Below are 23133 nucleotides of genomic sequence, written 5' to 3'. Positions count from 1 at the left end.
GATTTTTTCATTGATGAGCGAAAAACACCCCTTTGCGACACACAAGTCGGAGGGATCGTCATGACCGTCAATCAGGCTGTCACGCAGAAAAAGAGCATATCAGTAACCGTATATTATATGATCGCATCGCTCATCTGGAGCATTCCCGCACTTCTGCTGACAGGCGTCGCGCTGCCCCAAGCACTTCTTGGAAACTTTGGCGACGCGCTGCTCTTGGCCGCGATCCACGCCTTGATTCTCGGCACGTTGCTGACCGCTGCAGCCGGTGTGCTGTGGCAATTCATCCCCATTGCCTTTCAAGCTCCACCACTCAGCCGCCGCGTCCTGTACTTTCATCTGCCCGTTCACACCATCTCCGTCGTCCTGATGGTCTACGGTTTTGTACAGAATCAATGGACCCTCGTGGCGTGGGGTGGATGCTTTTTGCTCGCGGCGACGATTGCCTACGGAGCCTACCTATTCACGCATCTGCGACGAGCGCGCAATCAAACCGTTGTTCAAAGACTGATCGCCGTCCCCCTTCTTACGCTTCCCCTTGTCATGATTCTCGGCCTCCTCCTTGCAACACACCGCATTGACGGAACAAATGAGTGGCTGATGACACACGCAGCCCTCGGTTTTTTTGGATTCTGGATCAGCCTTGTCATGGTGATCAGTTATAAATTTATCCCCATGTTTACGCTCAGTCACGGATACCGCGTAACGCCTCGCGCCGTCATGCGATTATATTATACAGGGGTAATCCTCCTTCTGGTTGCAGAATTGCTCTCTGCTCTGCTTTCATCCACTCCTTATTCACTCGCGCTACAGTCCATGGGTGCCATCGTCTCACTCATCTCACTCGCGCTTTTTGTCCGTGATATATTCCATATTTTACATGTGAGAAAAAGACGCAAGATCGTTTCTCCGCTGATCGCCGCCCTGCTTGCAACCAGCCTTCTCGTCACGGCCGCACTCCTTGCACTTATGACTTGGTGTGGATGGCTCCACACCTCCATCGCCGCGATTGCGTATCTGATGATCCTTGGAGGACTATTTCCTCTTCAACTCGCCTATATGCACAAGGTGATCCCATTTTTGCGCTATGAGTATCGATACTCTCACGCGCCAGATCGCAAATCCGCGCCTCTCATCGACGACATGGTACAAAAAACGCATGCAAAAATAGGCTCGGCATTGTATGCGGCAGGATTTTTGATCAGTTTCTCGCTCATCCTGATAAAGCCGCACACATTTTCCGAACCTGTCAGTATTGCCCTGAGTATGTGCCAAGCCGCCGGCATTCTCTTTATCATCGCCGGATTTTTAAAAACCCTTCAAATTGGCGGCGTTCGCCCGGGTTCTTAGCGTTGAAACTCGATCACCCGCTCGACAGGTCGACGAGAAAACCATAGTGAACTGAATTCAAATGGTGCAAATGATGAGGTATGCCAAGCTCCGTCAGCACCGCGCCAAGCGTTTCTGAAGAAAGGCGGTGATGAAGCGGCGGTCCAAATTCGCTCTCCTTTTTCTCCCACTCAATAAGCAGCATCTTTCCACTCGGTTTTAGAATCCGTTTGAATTCACTTAATGACTTAGTGAGATCATCCACTTCGTGAAGAACGAATGAGCACAAGACGCGGTCGACAGCGTGGTCGAGGAGAGCGATGTCTTCGGCAGGGCTCTCAACCGTAATCACATTTTGGCTACCAGCCTCTGCGGCACGCTTTTGCACGTATGAAAGCATCACAGAAGAGAGATCGACGCTGTACACCGTACCTTTCGTTCGGGCAGCCAGCGGAAGCGAAAAATAGCCGGGACCACACCCGACGTCTGCGATATCATCCGTCTCCCGCACGTCAAGAAGATGAAGCGTCTCATCAGGCGGCAACAGTTTCATGCGCTCTGCACTCAACAAACGATCCACATTTGCCGGATTAAATCGGTGCCCCATCTCACATCTCCTCTTTCCATTCAACCTCAGTATCGCGCCGTAACCATTTTCCTTCGTGTGTAAAACTCAACACCATCTCTACCATTGGCGTGTAAGTCACCATAAAAGGATTTTTTCCAACCGGAAAAAGGAAAGAATGCCATGGGAGCCGGCACACCGAGATTGATTCCAAGCATGCCCGCGTCAATCTCTTCACGAAACTTGCGAATTGCGCCTGCACTGTCCGTAAAAAGACACGCTCCGTTTGCAAACTCGGACTGATTTGCAATTTGAATGGCTTCATCAAGCGTTTCCACGCGCACCACAGACAGTACCGGTGCAAAAATCTCATCCGTCCAAACCTTCATTCCAGGTTTTACGTGATCAAGAAGCGTAGCCCCGAGAAAATACCCCTCACTTGACACCGGGTCGTTTCGCCCATCGCGCGCCACAACCGCTCCTTCACGCAGACCCTGCTCGATATAGGACACTGCGCGATCTTTTTGAGACTGGCGAATGACAGGACCGAGAAAGACATGATCTTCAAGCCCATTTCCGACAACCAACTCATCGCCCGCCTTTTTCAGTCGACTGACGAGTTCATCGGCGATATCACCCACTGCAACGACCACAGAACAGGCCATGCAGCGCTCACCCGCCGATCCGTAGGCCGCCCCGATAATCTCTTTTACTGCCAAGTCAAGATCCGCATCCGGCATGACGATCGTGTGGTTTTTCGCGCCAGCCAGCGCCTGCACGCGCTTCCCGCGTGCCGCCGCCGTCTTGTAAACATATTCTGCGACAGGTTGCGAACCCACAAAAGAGATCGCGGCAATATCCTCGTGAACAAGCATTCCGTTCACAACGTCGCGTGCACCGTGAACAATGTTAAACACGCCATCTGGCAGACCCGCTTGACGGAGCAGCGCTGCGACGCGATTGGCCGTGAGCGGCGTGCGCTCCGACGGTTTCAACACAAATGTGTTTCCGCAGGCAATCGCGAGCGGGAACATCCAAAACGGCACCATCATCGGAAAATTAAACGGCGTGATTCCACCCACGACACCGATTGGGTAGCGGTACATGCCTGATTCAATATCCGTTGCGATACTCGACAATTGACTCCCCATCATAAGTGTCGGCGCACCCGCCGCAAATTCTACGCACTCAATTCCGCGCAACACTTCTCCATGCGCCTCTTTAAAACTCTTCCCATTCTCCATCGTGACAAGCCGCGCGAGTTCATCCCAGTGCTCCACAAGCAATTGCTGAAATGAAAACATAATGCGCGCGCGCTTTGGCACAGGAACCCTGCTCCACGTTTTAAACGCATCCTTCGCGACGGCGACTGCCTCATTCACATCTTCGAGTGTTGAGAGCGGTACATATCCCAGCGTCTCTCCTGTCGCAGGATTCACGACAACCTCTGTCTCCGTTGAGCGTGACGCCACCCACTTTCCGCCAATGTAATTTTTCAAGGTTTTCTCCATTTGAATTGACGCCACCCGCGCACCTCCCGAATTGATACAATTGACACAAGATTGCACAACCAGTTTACCACATCAAATTTCCAAAAAAATCGAATCAACAGCTAGTCTGCCGTGAAGATCTGGACAATTGTATCATTCCAAGCCTGTCCTCCGCCGATTGGATCGGCAGCGCTCTCAATCAACGCGTTTGGATTGTATCCGCGAAAAGCGGCAGTACGGCCGTATTGCCAGTGCCCAAAACTCGCAGAGATTGCCACAACTTGTGGATGAATCGCTTCTGTGAGAAACGCCTTGACGCAAATTTCAACCAAGGGTAAGGGCGCCGACTCCTTCATTTGTCTGCGCAGTATCATGAGATCGCCATCACGAATTCCCAGACGAACAGCTGACAATGGATGAATCCAACACGGATTATCGCCCACAATCTCTGTCAGCCACTGCTGATTCGCTGTTCGGGACTGCGTATGTACATTCCATTTAAACGTCGTCAAAACAAACTCACGTTCTGTAAGCGCTGCGCGACGCGCCCAAGTCGAAAAGTAGCTTGGATATATTTCATGATCTTCATGCGCCAAAGATAGTTTGCGCAATTGATCTAGCTTAAAATGAAATCGCCGATCTGGCGTCTCAAACCCGCGGACAACGACGCCATTCCACAAGACTCCGATTTTCTTATACGCATCGGTATGGAGGGATTTTTGCGTAACAATTCCCTCTGCATCAACGTGCACATCAGGATGGGAAAGATCCACCCTGACGGGCTGCAGATACGGTCGATACGCCTGCTGTGCTGCTTGATCCACCCATATTCCAGATTGCAAAAGTGTATGAAATCCGACTGGAATTGTGCTTGCCCAGGCACGCACGAACGATTCGGCATCCGCATAAGGAAACCATTTTGCCATCTCTCCATCAATGGCGTGCGCCAGCCGGATCAAAATGTCTCGAATGTCTCTGCACTCTCCTGGTGGTGCGACGACGGGTTGCCTTAGTCCTACATAAGGTCTCAAATCATAGGAATTCCGCGCATCCAAATCCCATTTTTCTAGAAATGTCACATCAGGAAGTACATAATCTGCCACTTCCACCGTTTCGCTGAAAAAAGCGTCGATCGCGACATGAAAGGGAACCTTATCCTCACTCAATAACACTTCACGAACAAGCGTCGGGCCCTCCGGCCAACTCATTGGCGCATTGACATAATACGAGATTAACGTATCAATCTGCGCACGGCCTGACGACAAATCCGGATAAATCGTGCTAGACACTGCCCGCGGATACAATTCATTTGCAAAAGGATAGGCGGCGGGATGAGAAAGTTCTGTGCGAATCTTTGGTTTTGGGGGAAGAGGGCCAGGTTGGGGCACGGATTGATTGACATCGCCTGAAAGATAACAAAGTCCCCCTGGCTCGCCTATGCTGCCAACAAGCGCATTGAGGCAAAGAATGGCCCACTCATTGTGAAACCCATTGAAATGAGCGTGTGCGCCGCGATTCGAAACCGTTGTTGCGTGCGGAGCGGCCTCAGCAAAGTCACGCGCGATACGTCGAATCACTTCCGCTGATACCCCGCTTTCACGTTCTGCAAACGCCGGGGTATACCTTTTATAGTGCTCCTTGAGTTCGGCGACTGTTACGTTCGTCCAGTTTTCAATAAACGCGGTGTTTTGAAGATTTTCTTCAAGAATGACGTGACCGATTGCAAGCGCAACCATACCGTCCGTGCCAGGAAAAATAGGTTGCCATTCATCTGACTGTGCCGCTGTATGGGAGAGACGCACATCAAATGTAACCATTCGAGCACCGTTTCGTCTCGCCTCAGCGACGCGTGCAACCATACCGACGTGTCCTTGGTGCGCCTCATAAAAATTGCTGCCAAAATTAAGAATGAATCTTGATTGCAAAAAATCTGCGGTGTCCCAATCGGTATCTCCTAACGCGGCCTTGATCGCCATGCGCTTGTTAAGAGAACATAGTCCGCGGTGACCAAGCTTGTTAGGAGTGCCAAACGCGTCTGTGAAGCGATCGAGAAATCCATTTGTGCGATCACGTCCGTACTGAAGCATCAGCGCCTCCGGTCGCTTCTCTTGCCGCAATTTCCGCAAACGTACCGCGATATCTGAGATGGCCTCCTCCCAGGTGATCCGCTCCCACTTTCCACTCCCGCGCGCTCCTATTCGCCTCATAGGATAGTGCAGGCGATCCGGATCCTCCACCATGTTAATTGCTGCCTGTCCTTTGGCACATAGCTTTCCGCGCGCGTTCGGATCAAGCGGGTTTCCTTCGAGCTTGATAATACGCCCGCCTTTAACATGCGCGATCATTCCGCATACCGTACTACAGTTGAGACACATGGTGGGAATCCTTTTCAATTTTCCTTCACCTCATCACTGTCTCGATTGATCCGTTGAAGTACTTCAGCTGTTTTTTTATCAAGTTTGTGGTACCAGATGCGGGGACGCGTCGCTTCTGGCTCCCACTGTGCACTGAACAAATCACGGTCGAGGATTTCTGCGATGTCTTCACGATCTGCCAATCCAAATTTGAGTGCATCCGTGGGACATGTCGCGACACACGCCGGCTCCAAATTCTCTGCCAAGCGATCTGAACAGAAGTCACACTTCTTGGCCTCCCCATCTTCGTCGCTGATAAAGATCGCCCCATAAGGACAGGCAGGTACACAGTCACCGCTTCCTACACAGCGATTCGAGGCAATTTGCACAATTCCTAAATCCGTGCGCTCAATCGCTCCTACAGGACACGCCTCAAGACACGGTGCGTCTTCACAGTGCTGACAGAGCGTCGGCACAAAGTGCTTGCGGACACTCGGAAACTGACCGGATTGAACCGTTTGGACGCGCGTTTTAAACTGACCAATGGGCGAGCGGTGTTCCGCCTTGCAGGCGACACTGCAGGCGTGACAGCCGCTGCAGCTAAAAAGATCGATGAGCATCACATACCCTGAAGTGCTCCGCCTGTTCATCCGTTTTGCCCAGCCGAACGTAGCGGTTGATAACCGAACTGCCGAAAGATTGACTGACCCTTTGCCGACAGCATCATGCGCAAAAGTGCTTTCGCGAGCGCAGGGTGTGGAGCGTGCACTGGGATCGCTATGTAATTCGTCGCAATCACGTTTAGTGCCGCCGGAATCGGTATCACTGACACTTTTGAACGAAACGTAGGCGTTACGTCTGTCCGGTAGACGATCCCCGCTCCTGCGTCACCGAGCGCCACTTTTTCAAGAATCTGTTTGACGTTAACCTCTTCTGACACTACATGCGCAAGCGCGTCTTTCGCAAAGGCAGGCCCGTACACGGCATTCGCTTTCTGGAAAATCTCTCTGGTGTACTTACCAATCGGCACGCTTGTCACCCCGATGATAAGACTGACAGGAAGGCGTCCGAGATCTGCCAGGGATGTGATGTGCGCTGGGTTTGCCTTTGGTACAACAATCACTTCTTTATCGCGAGAGACCGGATAAAAGCTGGCAACAAGACCTTCCTTTTTGATTTGTGCGATATGGCTCAAATCCGCAGAGAGAAAAAGATCATCCGGTGCCCCTTGCTGGAGTTGCGTCTGTAAAATTTGCGTCCCTGTGTAACTGGCCTGGATGGACACCCCTGGATGCGCCTGATCGAATGCGCGAAGGATCGCATGAAACGGATCTGTCGCATTCGCCGCGACAAATGCTGTCAGCGTTACACCATTTCCTGTGCCTGATGCATTCGCGCCCTGTGCGTGAGAATAGGTGATCATGCCGGATCCCACGCCGACTGTAGCAATCAGTGCCACTGCCACCGTCAGTGGCGACTTCAAAAAACGAAGACGCGACGCTGGACGCCAAGGGATCTCCTTTTTTCGCGATCCGATCATTTGTTCATCTTGCGTGCGCGAAGGATCGTCAGGCAATGTTTCACGACCGCCGCGCATTTGTGTGACATACTGGCGCACATGCTCGTCTGCGACGCTGATGCACACTTCCTCGCCTACCTCAAATGCACCTTCGCGAAGTGTGTGAGCCGGAACATCTGCAATCAGGGGCACCATGCCGTCAACCCACAGACGAAGTGCATTCCCATAAAACGCACGATCACGCACGCGCCCACGCCACTGTCGACCTGATGAAACGGGATTTCGCGCAACCACTGCATGCCACGGTTCAAACGAGAGAATGTGCGCCACGCCGTCATCACGCAATCCGTTAACCTGCTCATCTTCTACCCAGTTGGTCCCTACGAATTGCGCCACAAAGGAGGTCGCTGGTTGTTCACGCACCAGTTCTGGCGCACCGCGCTGTAGAATGACGCCGCGATCCATGACCGCAATTTCCTTTCCAAGAACACGCGCATCTTCATAGTCATGCGTCACCACAATACAGGGAATTCCAATTTGATCGAGAAGTGCGCGCAATTCTGTACGCACATGTCCGCGCGTCTCCACGTCAAGCGCAGCCAAAGGCTCATCGAGAAGAAGCACCTTTGGACGTTTGACCAAGGCCCGCGCGAGCGCTACGCGTTGCTGCTGACCTCCTGAAAGCGCATCTGGCCGTTCCTCTGCGAGAGACTCTAATTGAAACATCCGCAAGGCATCGCGCACGCGCTGTCCAATTTGCGCTCGAGATTCTTCATGCATTCCGTAGGCGATGTTGTCGCCGACTGACAAATGCGGAAAAAATGCATAGTTTTGAAACACTACGCCGATGTTGCGCCGCTCAGCTGGCAGCATCACGTCGCGCTGCGCGTCATACAAAGTCTGCCCATCCAGTTCGATGAAACCGTCATCTGCACTAACAAGACCAGCCAAAAGATGAAGCAGTGTCGTCTTGCCGCATCCGGAGTGACCGATGAGCGCCAAGGTGTGCGCAGGCACGTCAAGCTTTACATCAAGCGTAAACTCACGAAGCGATTTGCGAAGCTGAAAGCTTAGCATACGTTTGGCGCCCCCCTTGTTTGACGACACGACTCGCACGGGAGTTACGACCGAGCGTATACACCAAAATGAGTAAAATAAATGAAACGAGCAAAAGCAGCGCGGACATCGCCACCGCCACATTGAAATTTGACTGCATCGCCGTGTAGATCGCAAGAGGTAGCGTCTGTGTGATGCCTGGAAGATTGCCCGCAAACATCATTGTTGCACCAAACTCCCCAAGTGCGCGTCCCCACGCAAGCGCCGCGCCAGAGAGCAGTCCAGGCATTGCCAAAGGCACCGTGACACGCCAGAAAGTCGCCCACCTCGACACGCCAAGCGTGCGCGAGACGGATAAGAGTTGTCCGTCGACAGTGGCGAAAGCCTGCATCGCAGAATGGATATAAAAGGGGGCACTTATAAACATCTGTGCGACAATGACGGCAGATGTGTCAAACGACAGGGAAATTCCGAACAGTGAAAACGCGTGACCAAGAAGTCCTGACTGGCCAAAGATCAAAAGCAGTCCGACACCTGCGACGGCAGGCGGGCTGACGATTGGCATCTGCACCGCAGCGCGCACAAGCGACTGCCCGCGAAAGTTGACCCTGGCCAGCCAATACGCAATCGGTGTGCCGAGTATAATGATTATGATGAGCGCAGTAACACTTGTTTGAATGCTCAGTTGAAGCGCCTGATACGATGCTTGGGTGTTTAACTCCCGAAAAAGTGTACTGACGGGCATCGAAAAAAAGACTGCGAGCAACGGAAGAAAGAGAAAGGCTAGTCCTGTGGCAATCACGATGCTCCATAAAATGTGAAAAATGCGGTCCTTTGCGCTAATTATGATCTCTCCCCCATCCAATTCATACATCATAAGTTATCATAACCGATAACAAAATGGAATTCAACGAAAGAAATCTGACGCTACCCAAAAATCCCATTGGGCAAGCGTCAAGATCACCTCTAGGGCAATGCCATTCATTTTGATACCAAAAACCTCAATACGTAGCTCCCTGCAGAAATTTGACACGCTCCCCCATCGGGGGAATTTCGTTTCCTGCGACGACCACCTCTATAAAGACAGGGAGCCCTTTTTGCGTCCACTGAAGCATCCGCTCCGCTGTCACATCAGCTAGGCAACGTACCTGATACGCCTCAATCCCGAGCGAGCGCGCCACCTCGGTGAGATTGATCCTCTCCTGACTGAAATTGCTCGGACACCGCTGATACTGAAGCATATGGCCGTGATAGACCATGCCCAGGCGCGCATTGTTGATCACAATAAATAAAACTGGAATCTTCGCTTCTTTTGCTGTCAAAATTTCCATCCCGTGCATAAAAAAGCACCCATCTCCCGAGATGCAAACGACGGGACGTTCCGGTTCCGCCAATTTTGCACCGATGGCACTCGTGATCCCTGATCCCATCCCTCCAAAGTGGATATTAATATCAAAATCAAATCCTGGTTTCATCGTCAGTTCTTGAATGGCATACGTCATTAGTTCGCCTATGTCAACATAAAACTTTGTACCCTCAGGCGAACACTCACCAATGTGGCGTAGAATGTCACGTGTGCGAAGCGTGTCGACCTCCGGCACGAACTCCACTTCCTGCACGCTCATGGACACCTCTTCCACAGTCACCGCAATTTCCTGCAAAGCAATGTCAATAGGTGGCTTCTCGCCAAGCCTCTCCATCAGTTCTGCAAGAATGGGCCCGATGTGACCTGTTATAGTGCGAAAAGGTGTGAATACGCGATCAAACACTTCCACATCATAGTCCATGTGAATCAACAACTTGCCGTCAACCAGTTGTTTGTCCCAATTGCAGGTTCCACTTTCCCCGAGACTCGATCCGATGACAAGAAGAACATCCCATGTTTTACTGTGCAAGTACTCAATCGCTTGCTCGTGACCTGCCAGACCGTAGACGCCAAGACTCAAAGGGTGCGTCTCAGGAAATGCACCTTTACCGCGTGGCGTCGTTGCCACTTTAAAACCTAACCGCTCTGCGAGTGCGAGCACGTGACGCTTTGCTGATTTTGCACCATACCCAAGCAGAATCGCCCCACACGAACCATGCTGCAAAAGGATTTGTGCGACTTCTTCGATTTCACTCAGACTGAATTGCGTTTCGATATTTTCACTTGTATCCTTGACAATAGAATACAGATCGATCTCAGCCATCTGCACATTGATTGGAATTTCAACGTGAACGGGCCCAGGGATTCCTGAAATTGACGTTTCGCATGCGTGAACAAGCGCGCCGGGAAGCTCCGCCGCGTTGTGAATCACCATGGACAATTTTGTTATCGATTTGAATAGCGGTGAGGCCGGGAGTTCTTGAGCTCCCCCTTTGCCAAAGATATGCGTTGGAACCGACCCTGTCATAAAAAGAACAGGTGATTTTTCTGTGAATGCGTTCGCACATGAAGTGAGAAGATTGGTTGCGCCGGGACCGCTTGATCCGATGGCAAGCGACGGACGCCCAGTGATTCTTGAGTAAGCAGAAGCCATGTAGCCCGCACTCGCTTCGTGCTTGACGATCACTGATTTTATTTCTTTAATATCGAGCAGCGCATCATAGATCGCATTGACTGACCCGGCTGGAATCCCGAACGCATGTGTGACTCCACACCGCACAATTTCGCGCAATCCAACTTCTATCGCTCTCAATGCTTTGCACGCTCCTGTCCCGAAAGTATGGCGCAGCCGATTGTTTTTCCCGCAGACGGTGGCGCGCGAGCGCCGTGTCACCGCCTATTTTGACGAATCCACTGGACTTTTGACCTACGATTTTGGAGGAACCTTCCATGAGCATAGCACAAAATTTGCTTCAATTGACAGGAATGATTTACTCAAGTCAAACTGTTGGAGATATTCTGCAAGCGATGATCGATGCAATTGCCAGTGAAATCACATCAGCGGATTTAGTCGGCTTTTTTATACGCGAGAATGAGTTTATCTTTCGGGGGAAAATCACGAATGTGCCAGAAGATCGCGATTATATTCAGACGTTAACGATCGATTTGCGGGATGACCCATTTGCGCGGCAAATCGCAGAGTCAAAACGTCCGGTGTTTGTCTCCAATGTGGAGGAAGCGACGATCGATCCTGTCAAACAGGAAACGTTATTGATTCAATCCATTTTGGGTTTGCCGCTGCTAGTCAACCAACGCGTCTACGGCATGGTTTTTGCACACAATGTCGGAAAGCCCATGGTACTGACACAAGAACAGCAGTCTGTCGCTGAAACATTTATCAATGTTGCCAGTATCGCAATCCAAAACATCGAAATTCTAGAAGCCCAAAATTTACGAAATCAATTCTCCAACCGCATGTCAGAGTGTAAGTCGATTGATGAAGTGACGAAGATTTGTTCTGAGTATGTAAAACGCGTTTGCGACGCGCACGCGATAGGCATTCACCTGCTTGATGTCGCGACACAGCGCACGACGGCGGTCTTTGTGTCGCCAGAAGCGCACATCACGCCGACGGAGTTGAACGCTCTTTACCGCTCAGGATTTGATTTCATCGAGCGCCACCCTATTTTTTGGGATGTCATCCAATCACACTCGTGGATCTTTATTCCAGACACTGCGATAGACAAGCGCGTGAACACCCTATTGTGCGAACAGTTTGATATAAAAAGTTTGCTTGTGCTTCCTCTCCGGGAAAAGGATGCGGTTGTCGGTTTCATGACCATTCCAAGCATTGGTGCGAGCACCGCTTACCGAATCGATGACTTTGCGATCTTACAATCCATGGCGGATACGATCGGTGTGACACTCTCGAATGTCATTCACTCAAACGAATTGGAGCGGCTGGTCTTTACAAGAACAGAAGAACTGCGCGTGCGAAACGCCCAACTCAAGTCAAACATCGCCCATCTGGAAGTTCAGGAGGCAAGACTTCGCAGTCTGGTCAATGCGATGCCGCTCTCGATCATTCTCATCGATACACAAGGAAGGTGGATTGAGGCTAACCACATTGCCATCCAATTCTTTGAACTGCAGGATGTGCCCTATCGGCACAAGGCTTTGAGCGAATTGCGTTCTCTGTGCGGTGCCAATCAAGAGATCTTAGAACACATGATAGAACGCACACAACAAGTGCACGGCGGAAATCAACCGTGCACCTTCACAGATGAATATAAAAAATCGGACGGAACAACACTCGTATATAAAACCTACCTCTGCCCGATTACGCTACAGTCCGATGAGCTTCAAGGCATCATCTACATTGGAGATGATTTGACGGAACAGCGACGTATCGAAGAAGTGCTTCATCGTTCAGAAAAACTGGCACTTGTGGGCCAACTTGCGGCAGGCGTCGCACACGAAATTCGCAATCCTTTGACATCTCTGAGCGGGTTCATTCAATTGTTAAAGGAAGAAGGAGCAAACCCTTTGTATTGCGATGTGATGCACAGAGAACTTGAGCGGCTCAACTCCATTACCAAAGAATTTCTCTTTCTTGCAAAACCAGCGCCGCCCAACCGGACGTACTGTGATCTTAACCTGATACTTTTTGACGTGATTCTACTCTTTCAGACACAAACGACGCTTCAGCAAATTGAGCTTGGTGTAGAATCGACCCGCGATCTCCCTTTGATCTACTGTGACGAGAACCAGATCAAACAAGTTCTTATCAATTTGCTCAACAATGCGATCGAAGCCTTGCCCTCAGGCGGTATGGTCACATTGTCAACCTCCTATGCTGTCACTAACGCCTACCTGTGTATTCGCATCAAAGACAACGGAATTGGAATCTCAAAGGAGCGTCTCAAGCGCATTGGTGAACCGTTTTATACAACAAAAGAGAAAGGAACGGGGCTTGGTCTCATGACATGTTTTAAAATCATGGAACTGCACGGAGGGTCACTCCACATACAAAGCGATCAAGATCACGGCACAATCGTCGACATCCTTCTCCCATTGGTCGCTCCGCCAAAGAGATAGCGTGCATCTCCTTGGCGGAGCACGGGCTAAATCAACCCTTTTTTTACGAGGAACTGATGCGCCACCGTGCCAGGACTTTCCTTTAACACGTCGACCTTATAATTCATCTGTGTCTGCTCTGCCGTAGAAATCGCTCCCCACAGCGGCTTGAGCACCTTTGTAAGATGGTCTGCCTTGCGGACTGTATTTTTGATGAGGACAATCCCGTGATAGGGCGGGAAGAATTTTTTGTTGTCGGCGAGCGGAACTTCGTGCAACTTCTTGAGGCGACCGTCTGTCGAGTAAGCCATGATCGCCTGCACGTCATGATGCGCCAATGCTTCATAGATCAGGTTGTAGCTCATCGGCATCACTTTCTGGAAAGTGCCTCCGTAGGCGCGTTGGAATCCCTTTAGTCCAGTGTGTTGGAGGTAGGGAAACGTCGTATCCGTCGCCAGGGTCCATGAACCAAAATATTTTGCAGCCTGCGAGTCCGTTGTCAGATGGTATTTTTGCGCAGTCGATTGATTGACGGCGAGCGCATACGTATCTTGATACCCTAGTGATGGCGAAACCCACACGCCAAACTGTTTCATCTCTTGCGCTTTTACGTACCTTGTCACTGCTTTGGGATGGCCCGCAAATCTCCCGCTGTATGACTGGTGCAGCGATGCCTGAAACTCCGTCCCGTCATAACCCACATACATCTGAATCGCACCCTGCTGCATCATCGAATGCAACAGCTCCGACGCGCCTGATGTCTGCTTGATCGTCACGTGGATGTGTGTCTTCGCTTCAATGAGATCCTTTAGAATGTAGTCATCAATCACAGCCTCAGAGAAATCTTGTGATGCAATGGTGATCTGTTGTGGGGTCGCTTTTGCGCTGCTTGCCACAGATTGTACACCACACCCCGCGAGCGCGATGGCAAGTGATCCGCTCGCACCGAGAAACAACCACTTTCTTTTTTTGTTCATCGCTCTCCCGCGCCCCCCACCCGCACGCGCAATCCGCGCGGTGTCATCCATTTTTCCAGTTGACCCATCAAAAACTCGGCTAAAAACGCCAGTAAAACGGCCGGGATGGTTCCCGCCAAGACAATCGAGTTGCTCGCCATGCTAAGTCCTTGCAGAATCAGCGAACCAAGTCCACCCCCGCCCACCAAAGCTGCCAGCGTGGCAAATCCTACGGTAGAAACCAATGAAGAACGAATGCCTGTAAGAATGACCCGAAGCGCCAATGGAAGCTCAACAAACCAAAGGAGTTGCCATTTTGTGGATCCCATCCCAATCGCCGCTTCCTTTAACTCTGAGGCGACACCATCGATCCCTACGTACGTATTTCGGACAATGGGCATGAGCGCGTAGATAAAAAGTGCGACAATCGACGGAAGAACACCGATGCCAAGCCCAAATGTAATCATCAAGACAAGCAGCGCGAGACTCGGGATGGTTTGCACCGCATTGCTAAACCCGATAATCCATGGGTACAATTTGCGCACGCGAGTCGCCAGAATGGTCATCGGAACGGCGATCAAAACCGCCAATCCAATCGGAATCAACACCAAGACGATCTGTTGCTCTGTCGCCCTGATGATACTGCCTGTGTGTTGCGCAAAATACTGGAGCGTATGTTCAATCAACATCAGGATCGAAACGCCCCCTTCGCGACACTCGCAGGTCGTTTTGCCGCAGGGGATTGGGCAGCGCCGGAAGCTGCCTTGTGCGAGATCTCGCTGTCCACACTGCAGGCATTGATGCTGCGCAAGCCGTGTTCTTGAAAGCGTCCTAAAAGTCTTTGACGGCCGATGAAATTTGCGACAAACTCATCTGCCGGATTGCGCAGGATCTCCTCAGGCGAATCCATTTGCACGATGTGCCCGCCTTTCATCACGACGATGCGGTCGGCAAGACGCAATGCTTCGTCCATATCATGCGTAACGAATAGAATCGTTTTGTGCACGCTCTTTTGCAGTCGCTTCAACTCGTCCTGAAGCTGTTCCCGGGTAATCGGGTCAAGCGCCCCGAATGGCTCATCCATCAGGATGATCTCCGGGTCGTGCGCCAACGCGCGGAGCACACCGACGCGCTGTTGCTGACCACCGCTTAGTTCGACCGGATAGCGATCAAGATAGATGTCCGGGTCAAGATCCGCAAGTTCCAGCAACTCACGCGCTCGCGCGCGCCGCTTTACTTTCCCTACCCTCTGCAGTTTCAGCACAAAAGAAATATTTTCGGCAATCGTCAAATGTGGCATCAAGCCAATCTGCTGGATGACATACCCCAACCGTCTGCGTAGTTCGACTGGCGGATAGGATCTCGCATCGCGCTGGTCAATCTCGATCGTTCCAGACGTCGGTTCAACCAGACGGTTTACCATGCGCAGTGTCGTCGATTTCCCACACCCTGACGGCCCGATAAGCACGACGAACTCTCCGCGCTCGATGGACAGATTGAGATGATCAACGGCAACAGTTTGATCTACATAAGATTTAGTTAAATCGATAAAACGTAGAATTGTTCATTCAACCCCTTTTCCGGCACTTAGGCGCAACAAATCAATACCCGTGACGTATCGCGGGCAATGCAACTGCGACCCACCCTTCTTGGTGGATTTCCTTGGCCAACGCGCATCTTGAGTCAAGCAAAAGAAGGTGTTGGATCATTCGCTGTATGGGGATTGGAAAGAAAAAATGAGCGGCACATGGTCGCCACCAGTATTCGCCTACGAGGTTAGCTGACGGATTCGGCGGATCTTACACGCCTAAGAGCGACTGCGGGCGCAGTCCACCCTATTCACCCCACAAATGGTTCCCCCGTTCTCCCAAAAGGAGATTCGGCCCTTCCCGCGGTACCAAGATGATTTACTGAGATTACTATACCACAATCGCTAAAGGTTGACATCGTGGTGGATTACTATACTGGGCAGGTTAAAGAAAAGAGCTTAACAGAAAGGGCCTTCTCAGAAAATCTGAGAAAGCCCGTCAAATCAAGGTATTTTGGAGCCAGCGACAGGAGTCGAACCCGCGACCTACTGATTACAAGGCTATCCACATCCGTTTACTCGATGTATTCAGACAAACAAAATCCCGATAAACTAAGGAAAATCACGGATGATTCACAGCTCTCTTGTGTTTTTTAGTCCATGATGTACACTGAATTTACGAAGTCCGCACACAATCAGCACACAAAATAATTGATCGCAGGGAGCTTACACTATGCCCGAAGAATCGCGGCTTACCCCATGGAGACTGTTTGAAGTGCCTTTCCCTCTTCAGTTCCCCGAACCAGAGAGGCGTGAGGTTCAAAGAGACGACCATCTCGATATCAAAATGGTACGCGATCCATGGAGAGTTAACCCTGCATTCCGTCCGTCTGTTATTCAAGCCAATTTCCTGTACCAAATGAATGATCCGCATGACGCCAATATAGACAATCTCCTGAATGTACTGTATACACATCCGGATGACGCGGCAGCGATGGCGGGGAACAGTATGAGTTCAGCTGATAAAGCATATCTGAAGAGCCTTGGAGGTTCGAGGAACTTTGTACATTCGTACATCACGCACATTGGATATCCCATCAGTTTTGATCCCATCCGCGAAGTGCTCCTGACTGGCTATCCGCTTACCGTTAAACCCAAGTCTAGTCAGGAAGTTGTAAAAGCCTTTTTAAACTTAAATTTAACATACGGAAACACTGCGAGTAACTCCGACCGTGCGACCATTCTTACGTTTGTCGCAGATTACGGGTTCTTCATTCCCTTTGTCCCTTTATCAGGCATGAATGGGGACCGCATCTATGCACCCCATATCAGCATCATGCAGGTAAGAGAGTACCACGATTCCCTATGGATGGCCTTTCCGCCTGCATTCGACCCCATCTCCTCAAAAGCCACTTCCAATTTCGATCTATTGCTACATTCGTTGTCCGGGCAGATAGCAAAGCCTACTCCCTACCGCGATCCTAATACCTTGACGCGCTCGCGATTTCAAACCCGCTGGCTTTACTATTTCGAAGCCTTCCGCGTCTGGCACGAGGCTGCGACGACATTACAATCCATGCGTCCGAACGAAATTGATTACACGGACAAGCCGCCCGGAACTTTGACAATGACCCAGTGGTTGTTCAAGACCTTGGTAAAATCCTGTATGCACGCCGCCATGAATGCGGAACCACTTGCCCGCAACGAAGCGGGATTGAGTCACTTTCGCATCTACGATAATACACTTAGCGTCGAGGGTTCCTATCCATGTTCTGTAGTTTTGATGGACCTCCACGGGCGATTGCATCGTATGTTTGAAGAGGAAACCGAAGGCTTGAAAGTAAAGGTATCTTGCATGGCGAGCGGATGTAACGGAACGTTGACAAAGGGCCACGACAAATACCGCATAGCAAAAGAATGCGGTGAAGAGTGGAGATATTGTTCAGTTCATGAAAACCGCAAAGGGAAATCGGCATTTCGCGCGATATGCAAGCAACATCCAGAACATGAGAAAGCCGCCGCGTGGTTGAACGAAATTAGGGAGATGGAGAGGATGAGACGTAAAAGGAAAAAGCGATCTTCAGCCATTCAGCAACCGTAGCAAGTCATCAACTTTCATATCAGCGTCGCGGAGAATCCCTTTGAGCGTCCCCTTATCCAATTCGTCATGAAGTGGGACAGCGACAGTCATCATGTGCCCCTGTTTGGTCAGGATCACATGGCTTCCCTTTTGTCGCCGTCTCGACCATCCAAACTGTTCCAATGCCTGAATCATCTGCAAGCCTGACACAACAGGCAATCGCGGCATTCCTATAACTCCAGTTCAATCACATCTGCGCGCGGGTCAATCGGCGTGTGAGGCTCTTCAAAGAGTGGCCATCCCTCTCCCCTACGAACGTCGAGACATAACTCCGCCGCTTCCCGAATATTCGTGATGGCTTCTGCTCGCGTCTTTCCTTGCGAGCGACACCCCGGAATAGATGGGCACTCCGCAAGGATATAGCCATCTTCTCCGTTTTTCAAAACTACCTTTACTCGGTCCAAGTTCTTCAGCATCCCCACACTCATCTAGCAGCACCTCCATAGTATGCACCATTGTATGAATTCAGAACCCAGCAACGCCTTTACGTACACTCAGTATAACTCCGAAGTACAAAATTCCGCCAGTATCCGCCAGCAAATCAAAATACACCATCGTTGAGCCCCTATGATACACATTATCCACAGATTCCACAGTGTTTGTTATTAATCTTAGAAAAACAGAGAGGAGATAAACAAATGATCGAAATGGCTCAGGATTCGCCACTGATGTTGACACCGCATGAGGCAGCCGAGATTCTGCGCGTGTCTCCGCAACATGTGTACAGTTTAGCGGCGCAAGGACTTATCCCTTGCGTTCGGGTTGGTCGCGCCGTGCGAATAGAACGCGTCGCGCTGACTGAATTCATCCGAACCGGCGGACGTACCTATGCAGGCGGATGGAAACGACAAGCATCTTCACCAACGATTGTAAAATCGTCAGGACGAAGGGGGAATAACAAATGACAGACAGAAAGGCCGCGCCTGACCGCGCGGCAGTACCTCAAACATCTATTGACATCATTGTAGCACAAAACTACGGCATGCTAGATCATGTCCAAGCCTTACGTACGCTTGGTTTGCGAATTTTTCCGGTAGCCGAACGTAGTAAGCTCCCGGCCATAGCAGGCGGACATGGGCATTTGGACGCAACGACGGACGAAGTGACAATCAGAAATTGGTGGATGGGCCATCCGTGCGCCAATATCGGGCACCGACCCGATGACGATGAATTCTATCTCGATGTGGACGGCGGCGACGAGTCCCTGCGGAAGCTGACCGCCATCGGTCAGTTGCCCATCACACCGACGACAAAGACGCCGCGCGGGTATCATTTGCGCTTTCGTTCGACAGGCATTCATATTCCTCAGCGCAAACTCCAGCGATTCCAAGCGGAGACGAAAACGAGCAGCGGCTATGTCCTCTTGCCGCCGTCTGTACATCCGTCAGGTGCGCGGTACGAGTGGTTATTTGATCCATGGACAACACCCGTAGCAGAGTGTCCCAAATGGCTTTTACGCCTAATCTTGGAAGCGGATGGCTCATACGGCCACAATGCTTCAGTCAGCAACCCGGATCACCTGGACGAACTCAGGCGAATCGCAAAAGCAGGCCTGAGGGATGGAGAGGGGCGCAACAACGCTGCCTATCGATTATACGGGTTACTAATCTCTCCGCCGCGTGAAGGGCTCGACGTGTATGCCGCCCGCGATCTAATTCGACATTGGAACGCGGCCAACATCCCGCCACTATTCGAGCGAGAATTATCACGGGTCTTCCGCTCGCGTGAATTGCGGGAACTCCATCGTCGCGGATGTGGCCGCCATGAGTAGAGATACAGCCAAACGTCTGTCAGAGGAACAGGAGTGGCAGAGAAATCAAGGGAGCAGACGAGCGGATATTCCGCCCGTTCCGCTCCGGCAGATGCCCGTCGAACCTTTTCCGATAAACGTATTTCCTGAACGTCTGCGATGTTTCATCACCGAGGCGGCGAAGTCTCTGAACTGCCCACCTGATTTCGTGGCTCTATCCATGCTATCCGTCGCGGGCTCCTGCATTGGCACATCGGCCGCGATCCGCGCAAAAGCTGACTGGATCGAATTTGCCCGCATCTGGTCCATCATTCTTGGCGATCCCGGCAGCGGTAAAACGCCACCTCTTGAATTAGTTATGCATCCGATTCACGAATGGCAAAACAAGAGAGCAGATGAGTACAAACGCGCACTTGAGGACTACAAGAAAGCTCTAGCGGCATGGGAGCAGAATCACGAAGGGAAGCGCCCGGCACAGCCTGAGATGGAACAGGCATTCACGACTGATACAACACTAGAAGCTTTAGCCGATCTATTAGAAATTCGACCGCGTGGCGTGCTCTTGTATCAAGATGAGGCGGCAGGATTCATCACTTCGTTCAATCAGTACAAGGGCGGACGGGGAAATGATCGTCAGCGGGCATTAACTCTCTGGAGTGGGTCCCCTATTACGCTAAACCGCAAGAACCGGAAATTGCATATCCCCAAGCCCTTTGTATGTTTTCTGGGTGGCATGCAACCTGCCGTACTAACGGACTTGCGGGGCGAGATGTCGGAACGCGATGGGTTCATACATCGATTTCTTTTTGTCTATCCCGATCCACTCCCTCTGCGCCGCACAAGTGAAGAGTTATCGAATGAATCGCGAACGGCATGGGATACGACCTGTCAGGCATTGATGGAATATACGTCGTGTGAGGATGGTAGCCCGCGCATCGTCAATTTTACAACGGATGGCCTCGCTTCGTGGCATGACTGGCTGGATGCCCATTATGCCGAACAGAACGCGGATGATTTCTTATATCATCTGCGTGGACCTTGGGCGAAATTACAGAGTTACACACTTCGATTGGCCCTCATCCTGCACATGCTGCGCGTTGTTTGTAACGACATCGAGGATATGATTGATGTTGATGCCGAAACGATGGCGCGCACAGGCGCACTCATGAAGTACCTGAAATCTCACGCGCGGAGGATATATGCTAATCTTCGAGATACTCCCAGCGAACGTCGCATGATGCAGGTAGCTCAATGGCTACAACGAAAAGGAGGCATAGCAAGCGACCAGGACATTCTTAAAGCTCAGGTAGCGGGATTAAAGACAGCGGATGACACGCGCCGCCTGCTCGAAACAATGAATCAACGCGGGCATGTGACGCTGACGCCTGACCCCGGTGGACGCAAGAAAATCATTGTGAATCTGGTTACGGATCAAATCGACGGATAATCCCAACCACACTACCAGAAAAATAGAAAAACCCGGTAAATGGTGATCCGGCCATTCTACAAAAGGGGTTTTCAAGCATCCAATAACCCGGCAAACTACCCCATGGAACCCGGTAAACACATCTGCGAACAATTGATTCTCTGGTGTTACCGGGTGATTTACCGGGTAGAAATTTATTGAAGAATTCGCGTCATCCTGCCACATTTCTACGTTTACCGGGTTTACGGGTTTACCGATTAAACGAGAGAATGTTTTGGAATCGAACCTCAAGAAGAATAATTACCGTGGTCGCTATCCTCAAACGCTTTAAGCACTTTTCCAGCTGACGTTTTCCATTCAGTTCGGCCATTTGCACTTCGTCCTAAAACGACTGATGCCGCCTGTGATGGACTAGAAAAGAAATAATTTATGGTAAACCTGTAACCATTTGCCCCTTGCTGTACAATCCCCTGATCCATGAGACTCTTTCGCAATTTGACGATCCCAGATGGTATGGAAGCCGCCTCACTGTTTGCCATTGTAGAATCTTTAAATACGACAAAGCCCTCTGATGTTACGACTCCCCTAGCGTCTGCTCCGCGAGTCGCCTGAATGAAAAATACCGGGCTCTCTAAGGTTTCGGCAGTGATAATCTCATCCAGCCCTTTATAACCAAGTGTACTGATTAACAGCGCAGCATTGCCAATAAATTCTTCCATTTCTGCTGCATCTGGTTCTGAGATAGCTGGTCTAACTGGCATCTTAGTATTATCAATTGACACTTTAGCTGCTTTCGTCGCCATCTCAACAAATCGATACTCCATATATCTAACATGAGCTTTGTTGAGATTTTCATCCTTGCTCACAATAGCAAATGCCTCTTGCCAAAACTCTTTCTTATCTAAATGCTGTCTCAGACGTTCCGCTATTCCCTCAGTCTCCCCAACGTACAGAACATCCCTAGCGGGGTCGGCAACGTCTTTGCCAACCAGAAGATATGATCCCGCACCGCGAAGATCCGTACGATCAGATGCGCGAGCAGCAAAAAGTCTAGGGATGCGATATACCTTTCCTGTCCAGTTCGATAATTCTGCCTGAATCATTCCCGAAGTTGAGCCGTCGATTAGATAGAGTCTAATGGTCTTACTGGGCTGCGGCATGGTCAAAACACCTCCGAGGATAAAGAGGAATACATGGCGCAGAAATCGTTTTCACCCATAATGGCCGCTTCAATTTCAGATGTGATTCGAAACCTCAATTCATCAACTTCTCGTTTCCTATGTTCTATCTTTTGTCTCATCTCCATTGCTTGCTTAACCAGTTCATACTGTAATTCAAGTGGCGGCAAAGGTACGGAATAACTAGCGATCATTTCTGCGTTTAAATTAGGCTGATTGTTCCCACTAGCAAGTTGCCTGAGATTTTCATACTCACTCATCAAATAAAGCCATAAGTAATCGCTATTTACAATTGGCTTAAAATCAAATAGCACACAACAAGCCTGATTTGTAGCCGCTTGAACGCCCAATTTAGCAGTACGTCCACGTGTTGCTCCCTGCCCATACATTGCCACGATGAGGCTCCCGACTGGATACAGCTTTGCGGAACTTTGTTTAAGACCAAGCTCTGTAATTTTTTCTTCCGTATCGAAAATTTCATTGTTGACAACTTCAGAGGTTTTTACCCAAGGAATATGACCGCCCTTATAGTATGAATTGACTTTACGAGAGGGCGTTCCCCCACTTCCCATGCGGCAAATATCCCTTATCAAAACAGTTGGGAAGTTGCCTTCTGGCTTGGAGTGATTATTTTGCCAACACATTTCGACTCCCCACCTACCAATATTTGACCAGTCACACGCAAAGTATCATGAGTTATGCAGTTGCTGTATAAATTTGGATCTCTATTTTTGTGTAAAGTTTATGAAATCACAATAAAACTATTGACATTTCTGGTACACCCCAAAAATCGACGAGAAGGCATCTAACGGCCTATCTCTTAGCGATGTGGGTGTGAACCATGGCTCGTTTATGTAAACCTGGATTCAAAGAACTCTCGTCTTTCAGTCGTGTGGGTGGCGC

At 50.5% G+C, this 23133-nt stretch carries 19 protein-coding genes, 1 pseudogene and 1 riboswitch; of the genes and pseudogenes, 6 read left to right on the top strand and 14 right to left on the bottom strand.

All coding sequences use genetic code 11. The annotated features are described in order from the left end of the window. Nucleotides 1-60: 60 nt before the first annotated feature. Complete coding sequence (locus tag ATW55_RS06020; RefSeq protein WP_067714114.1) at nt 61-1347, top strand: hypothetical protein; 1287 nt, start codon at nt 61-63, stop codon at nt 1345-1347. Between the two features lie 13 nt (nt 1348-1360). Here ATW55_RS06020 and ATW55_RS06015 read toward each other — a convergent pair whose 3' ends face one another. The 7 genes from ATW55_RS06015 to ATW55_RS05985 form a co-directional block, all read right to left on the bottom strand. After that, the gene (locus ATW55_RS06015) at nt 1361-1933 is read right to left on the bottom strand and encodes a class I SAM-dependent methyltransferase (RefSeq protein ID WP_067714111.1); all 573 of its coding nucleotides are present in this window, start codon (nt 1931-1933) and stop codon (nt 1361-1363) included. 26 nt (nt 1934-1959) lie between these two features. Beyond that, nucleotides 1960-3402, bottom strand: coding sequence for a CoA-acylating methylmalonate-semialdehyde dehydrogenase (locus ATW55_RS06010; protein WP_082685618.1), 1443 nt, complete (start codon nt 3400-3402; stop codon nt 1960-1962). A 101-nt stretch (nt 3403-3503) separates the two neighbouring features. Next, entirely contained in the window at nt 3504-5774 is a 2271-nt protein-coding gene (locus ATW55_RS06005) for a molybdopterin-containing oxidoreductase family protein (protein ID WP_067714102.1), read from the bottom strand. Next, nucleotides 5771-6385 (bottom strand): 4Fe-4S dicluster domain-containing protein, encoded by a 615-nt coding sequence (locus ATW55_RS06000; RefSeq protein ID WP_082685595.1) that lies wholly within the window; start codon nt 6383-6385, stop codon nt 5771-5773. The genes ATW55_RS06005 and ATW55_RS06000 overlap by 4 nt, the downstream gene beginning before the upstream one ends. Beyond that, nucleotides 6382-8331 (bottom strand): molybdate ABC transporter substrate-binding protein, encoded by a 1950-nt coding sequence (modA, locus tag ATW55_RS05995; RefSeq protein WP_067714096.1) that lies wholly within the window; start codon nt 8329-8331, stop codon nt 6382-6384. The genes ATW55_RS06000 and modA overlap by 4 nt, the downstream gene beginning before the upstream one ends. Continuing rightward, entirely contained in the window at nt 8297-9184 is an 888-nt protein-coding gene (locus ATW55_RS05990; RefSeq protein ID WP_082685617.1) for an ABC transporter permease, read from the bottom strand. Before ATW55_RS05990 ends, modA begins: the two co-directional genes overlap by 35 nt. A gap of 127 nt (nt 9185-9311) precedes the next feature. Beyond that, nucleotides 9312-10988: a thiamine pyrophosphate-binding protein gene (locus tag ATW55_RS05985; RefSeq protein WP_067714093.1), complete on the bottom strand. Its 1677-nt coding sequence runs from the start codon at nt 10986-10988 to the stop codon at nt 9312-9314. Between the two features lie 137 nt (nt 10989-11125). Here ATW55_RS05985 and ATW55_RS05980 point away from each other — a divergent pair, with 137 nt between their 5' ends. After that, nucleotides 11126-13273, top strand: a complete 2148-nt coding sequence (locus ATW55_RS05980; protein ID WP_067714088.1) for an ATP-binding protein — start codon at nt 11126-11128, stop codon at nt 13271-13273. A gap of 26 nt (nt 13274-13299) precedes the next feature. On the opposite strand, the gene ATW55_RS05975 is transcribed toward ATW55_RS05980, so the two are convergent. The 3 genes and pseudogenes from ATW55_RS05975 to ATW55_RS05965 all read right to left on the bottom strand — a co-directional run. Beyond that, entirely contained in the window at nt 13300-14229 is a 930-nt protein-coding gene (locus ATW55_RS05975; protein WP_067714085.1) for a glycine betaine ABC transporter substrate-binding protein, read from the bottom strand. Next, on the bottom strand, nt 14226-14897 hold the full coding sequence (locus tag ATW55_RS05970; RefSeq protein ID WP_067714081.1) for an ABC transporter permease: 672 nt from the start codon (nt 14895-14897) through the stop codon (nt 14226-14228). The genes ATW55_RS05975 and ATW55_RS05970 overlap by 4 nt, the downstream gene beginning before the upstream one ends. Before the next feature lie 143 nt (nt 14898-15040). After that, nucleotides 15041-15769: pseudogene (locus ATW55_RS05965) on the bottom strand (ABC transporter ATP-binding protein); the annotation flags it as partial. Between the two features lie 189 nt (nt 15770-15958). Continuing rightward, nucleotides 15959-16103, bottom strand: a riboswitch (cyclic di-AMP (ydaO/yuaA leader). A gap of 366 nt (nt 16104-16469) precedes the next feature. Between ATW55_RS05965 and ATW55_RS05960 the strand changes: the two are divergent. Continuing rightward, nucleotides 16470-17837 (top strand): hypothetical protein, encoded by a 1368-nt coding sequence (locus ATW55_RS05960; RefSeq protein WP_067714069.1) that lies wholly within the window; start codon nt 16470-16472, stop codon nt 17835-17837. On the opposite strand, the gene ATW55_RS05955 is transcribed toward ATW55_RS05960, so the two are convergent. Beyond that, nucleotides 17817-18044, bottom strand: a complete 228-nt coding sequence (locus ATW55_RS05955; RefSeq protein ID WP_067714067.1) for a type II toxin-antitoxin system HicA family toxin — start codon at nt 18042-18044, stop codon at nt 17817-17819. The genes ATW55_RS05960 and ATW55_RS05955 overlap by 21 nt on opposite strands. A 2-nt stretch (nt 18045-18046) precedes the next feature. Next, nucleotides 18047-18304, bottom strand: a complete 258-nt coding sequence (locus tag ATW55_RS05950; protein WP_201024936.1) for a type II toxin-antitoxin system HicB family antitoxin — start codon at nt 18302-18304, stop codon at nt 18047-18049. A gap of 210 nt (nt 18305-18514) precedes the next feature. Between ATW55_RS05950 and ATW55_RS05945 the strand changes: the two genes are divergently transcribed. From ATW55_RS05945 to ATW55_RS05935, 3 genes are read left to right on the top strand one after another with little or no spacing between them, the layout of a single operon-like run. Continuing rightward, on the top strand, nt 18515-18781 hold the full coding sequence (locus ATW55_RS05945) for a helix-turn-helix domain-containing protein (RefSeq protein WP_067714065.1): 267 nt from the start codon (nt 18515-18517) through the stop codon (nt 18779-18781). Further along, a complete protein-coding gene (locus ATW55_RS05940; protein ID WP_067714061.1) occupies nt 18778-19647 on the top strand; it encodes a bifunctional DNA primase/polymerase in 870 nt (289 codons plus the stop codon). The genes ATW55_RS05945 and ATW55_RS05940 overlap by 4 nt, the downstream gene beginning before the upstream one ends. Continuing rightward, nucleotides 19640-21073: a YfjI family protein gene (locus tag ATW55_RS05935; RefSeq protein WP_067714059.1), complete on the top strand. Its 1434-nt coding sequence runs from the start codon at nt 19640-19642 to the stop codon at nt 21071-21073. The genes ATW55_RS05940 and ATW55_RS05935 overlap by 8 nt, the downstream gene beginning before the upstream one ends. Nucleotides 21074-21339: 266 nt before the next feature. Here ATW55_RS05935 and ATW55_RS05930 read toward each other — a convergent pair whose 3' ends face one another. Both ATW55_RS05930 and ATW55_RS05925 read right to left on the bottom strand, forming a co-directional pair. Then, nucleotides 21340-22212 (bottom strand): GIY-YIG nuclease family protein, encoded by an 873-nt coding sequence (locus tag ATW55_RS05930; RefSeq protein WP_067714057.1) that lies wholly within the window; start codon nt 22210-22212, stop codon nt 21340-21342. Between the two features lie 2 nt (nt 22213-22214). Beyond that, complete coding sequence (locus ATW55_RS05925) at nt 22215-22874, bottom strand: restriction endonuclease subunit S (RefSeq protein ID WP_082685590.1); 660 nt, start codon at nt 22872-22874, stop codon at nt 22215-22217. Nucleotides 22875-23133: the final 259 nt, after the last annotated feature.

Source organism: Ferroacidibacillus organovorans (genome assembly GCF_001516615.1).
Lineage (GTDB): Bacteria > Bacillota > Bacilli > Alicyclobacillales > SLC66 > Ferroacidibacillus > Ferroacidibacillus ferrooxidans_B.
This window is presented reverse-complemented; position numbering and strand designations above follow the sequence as displayed.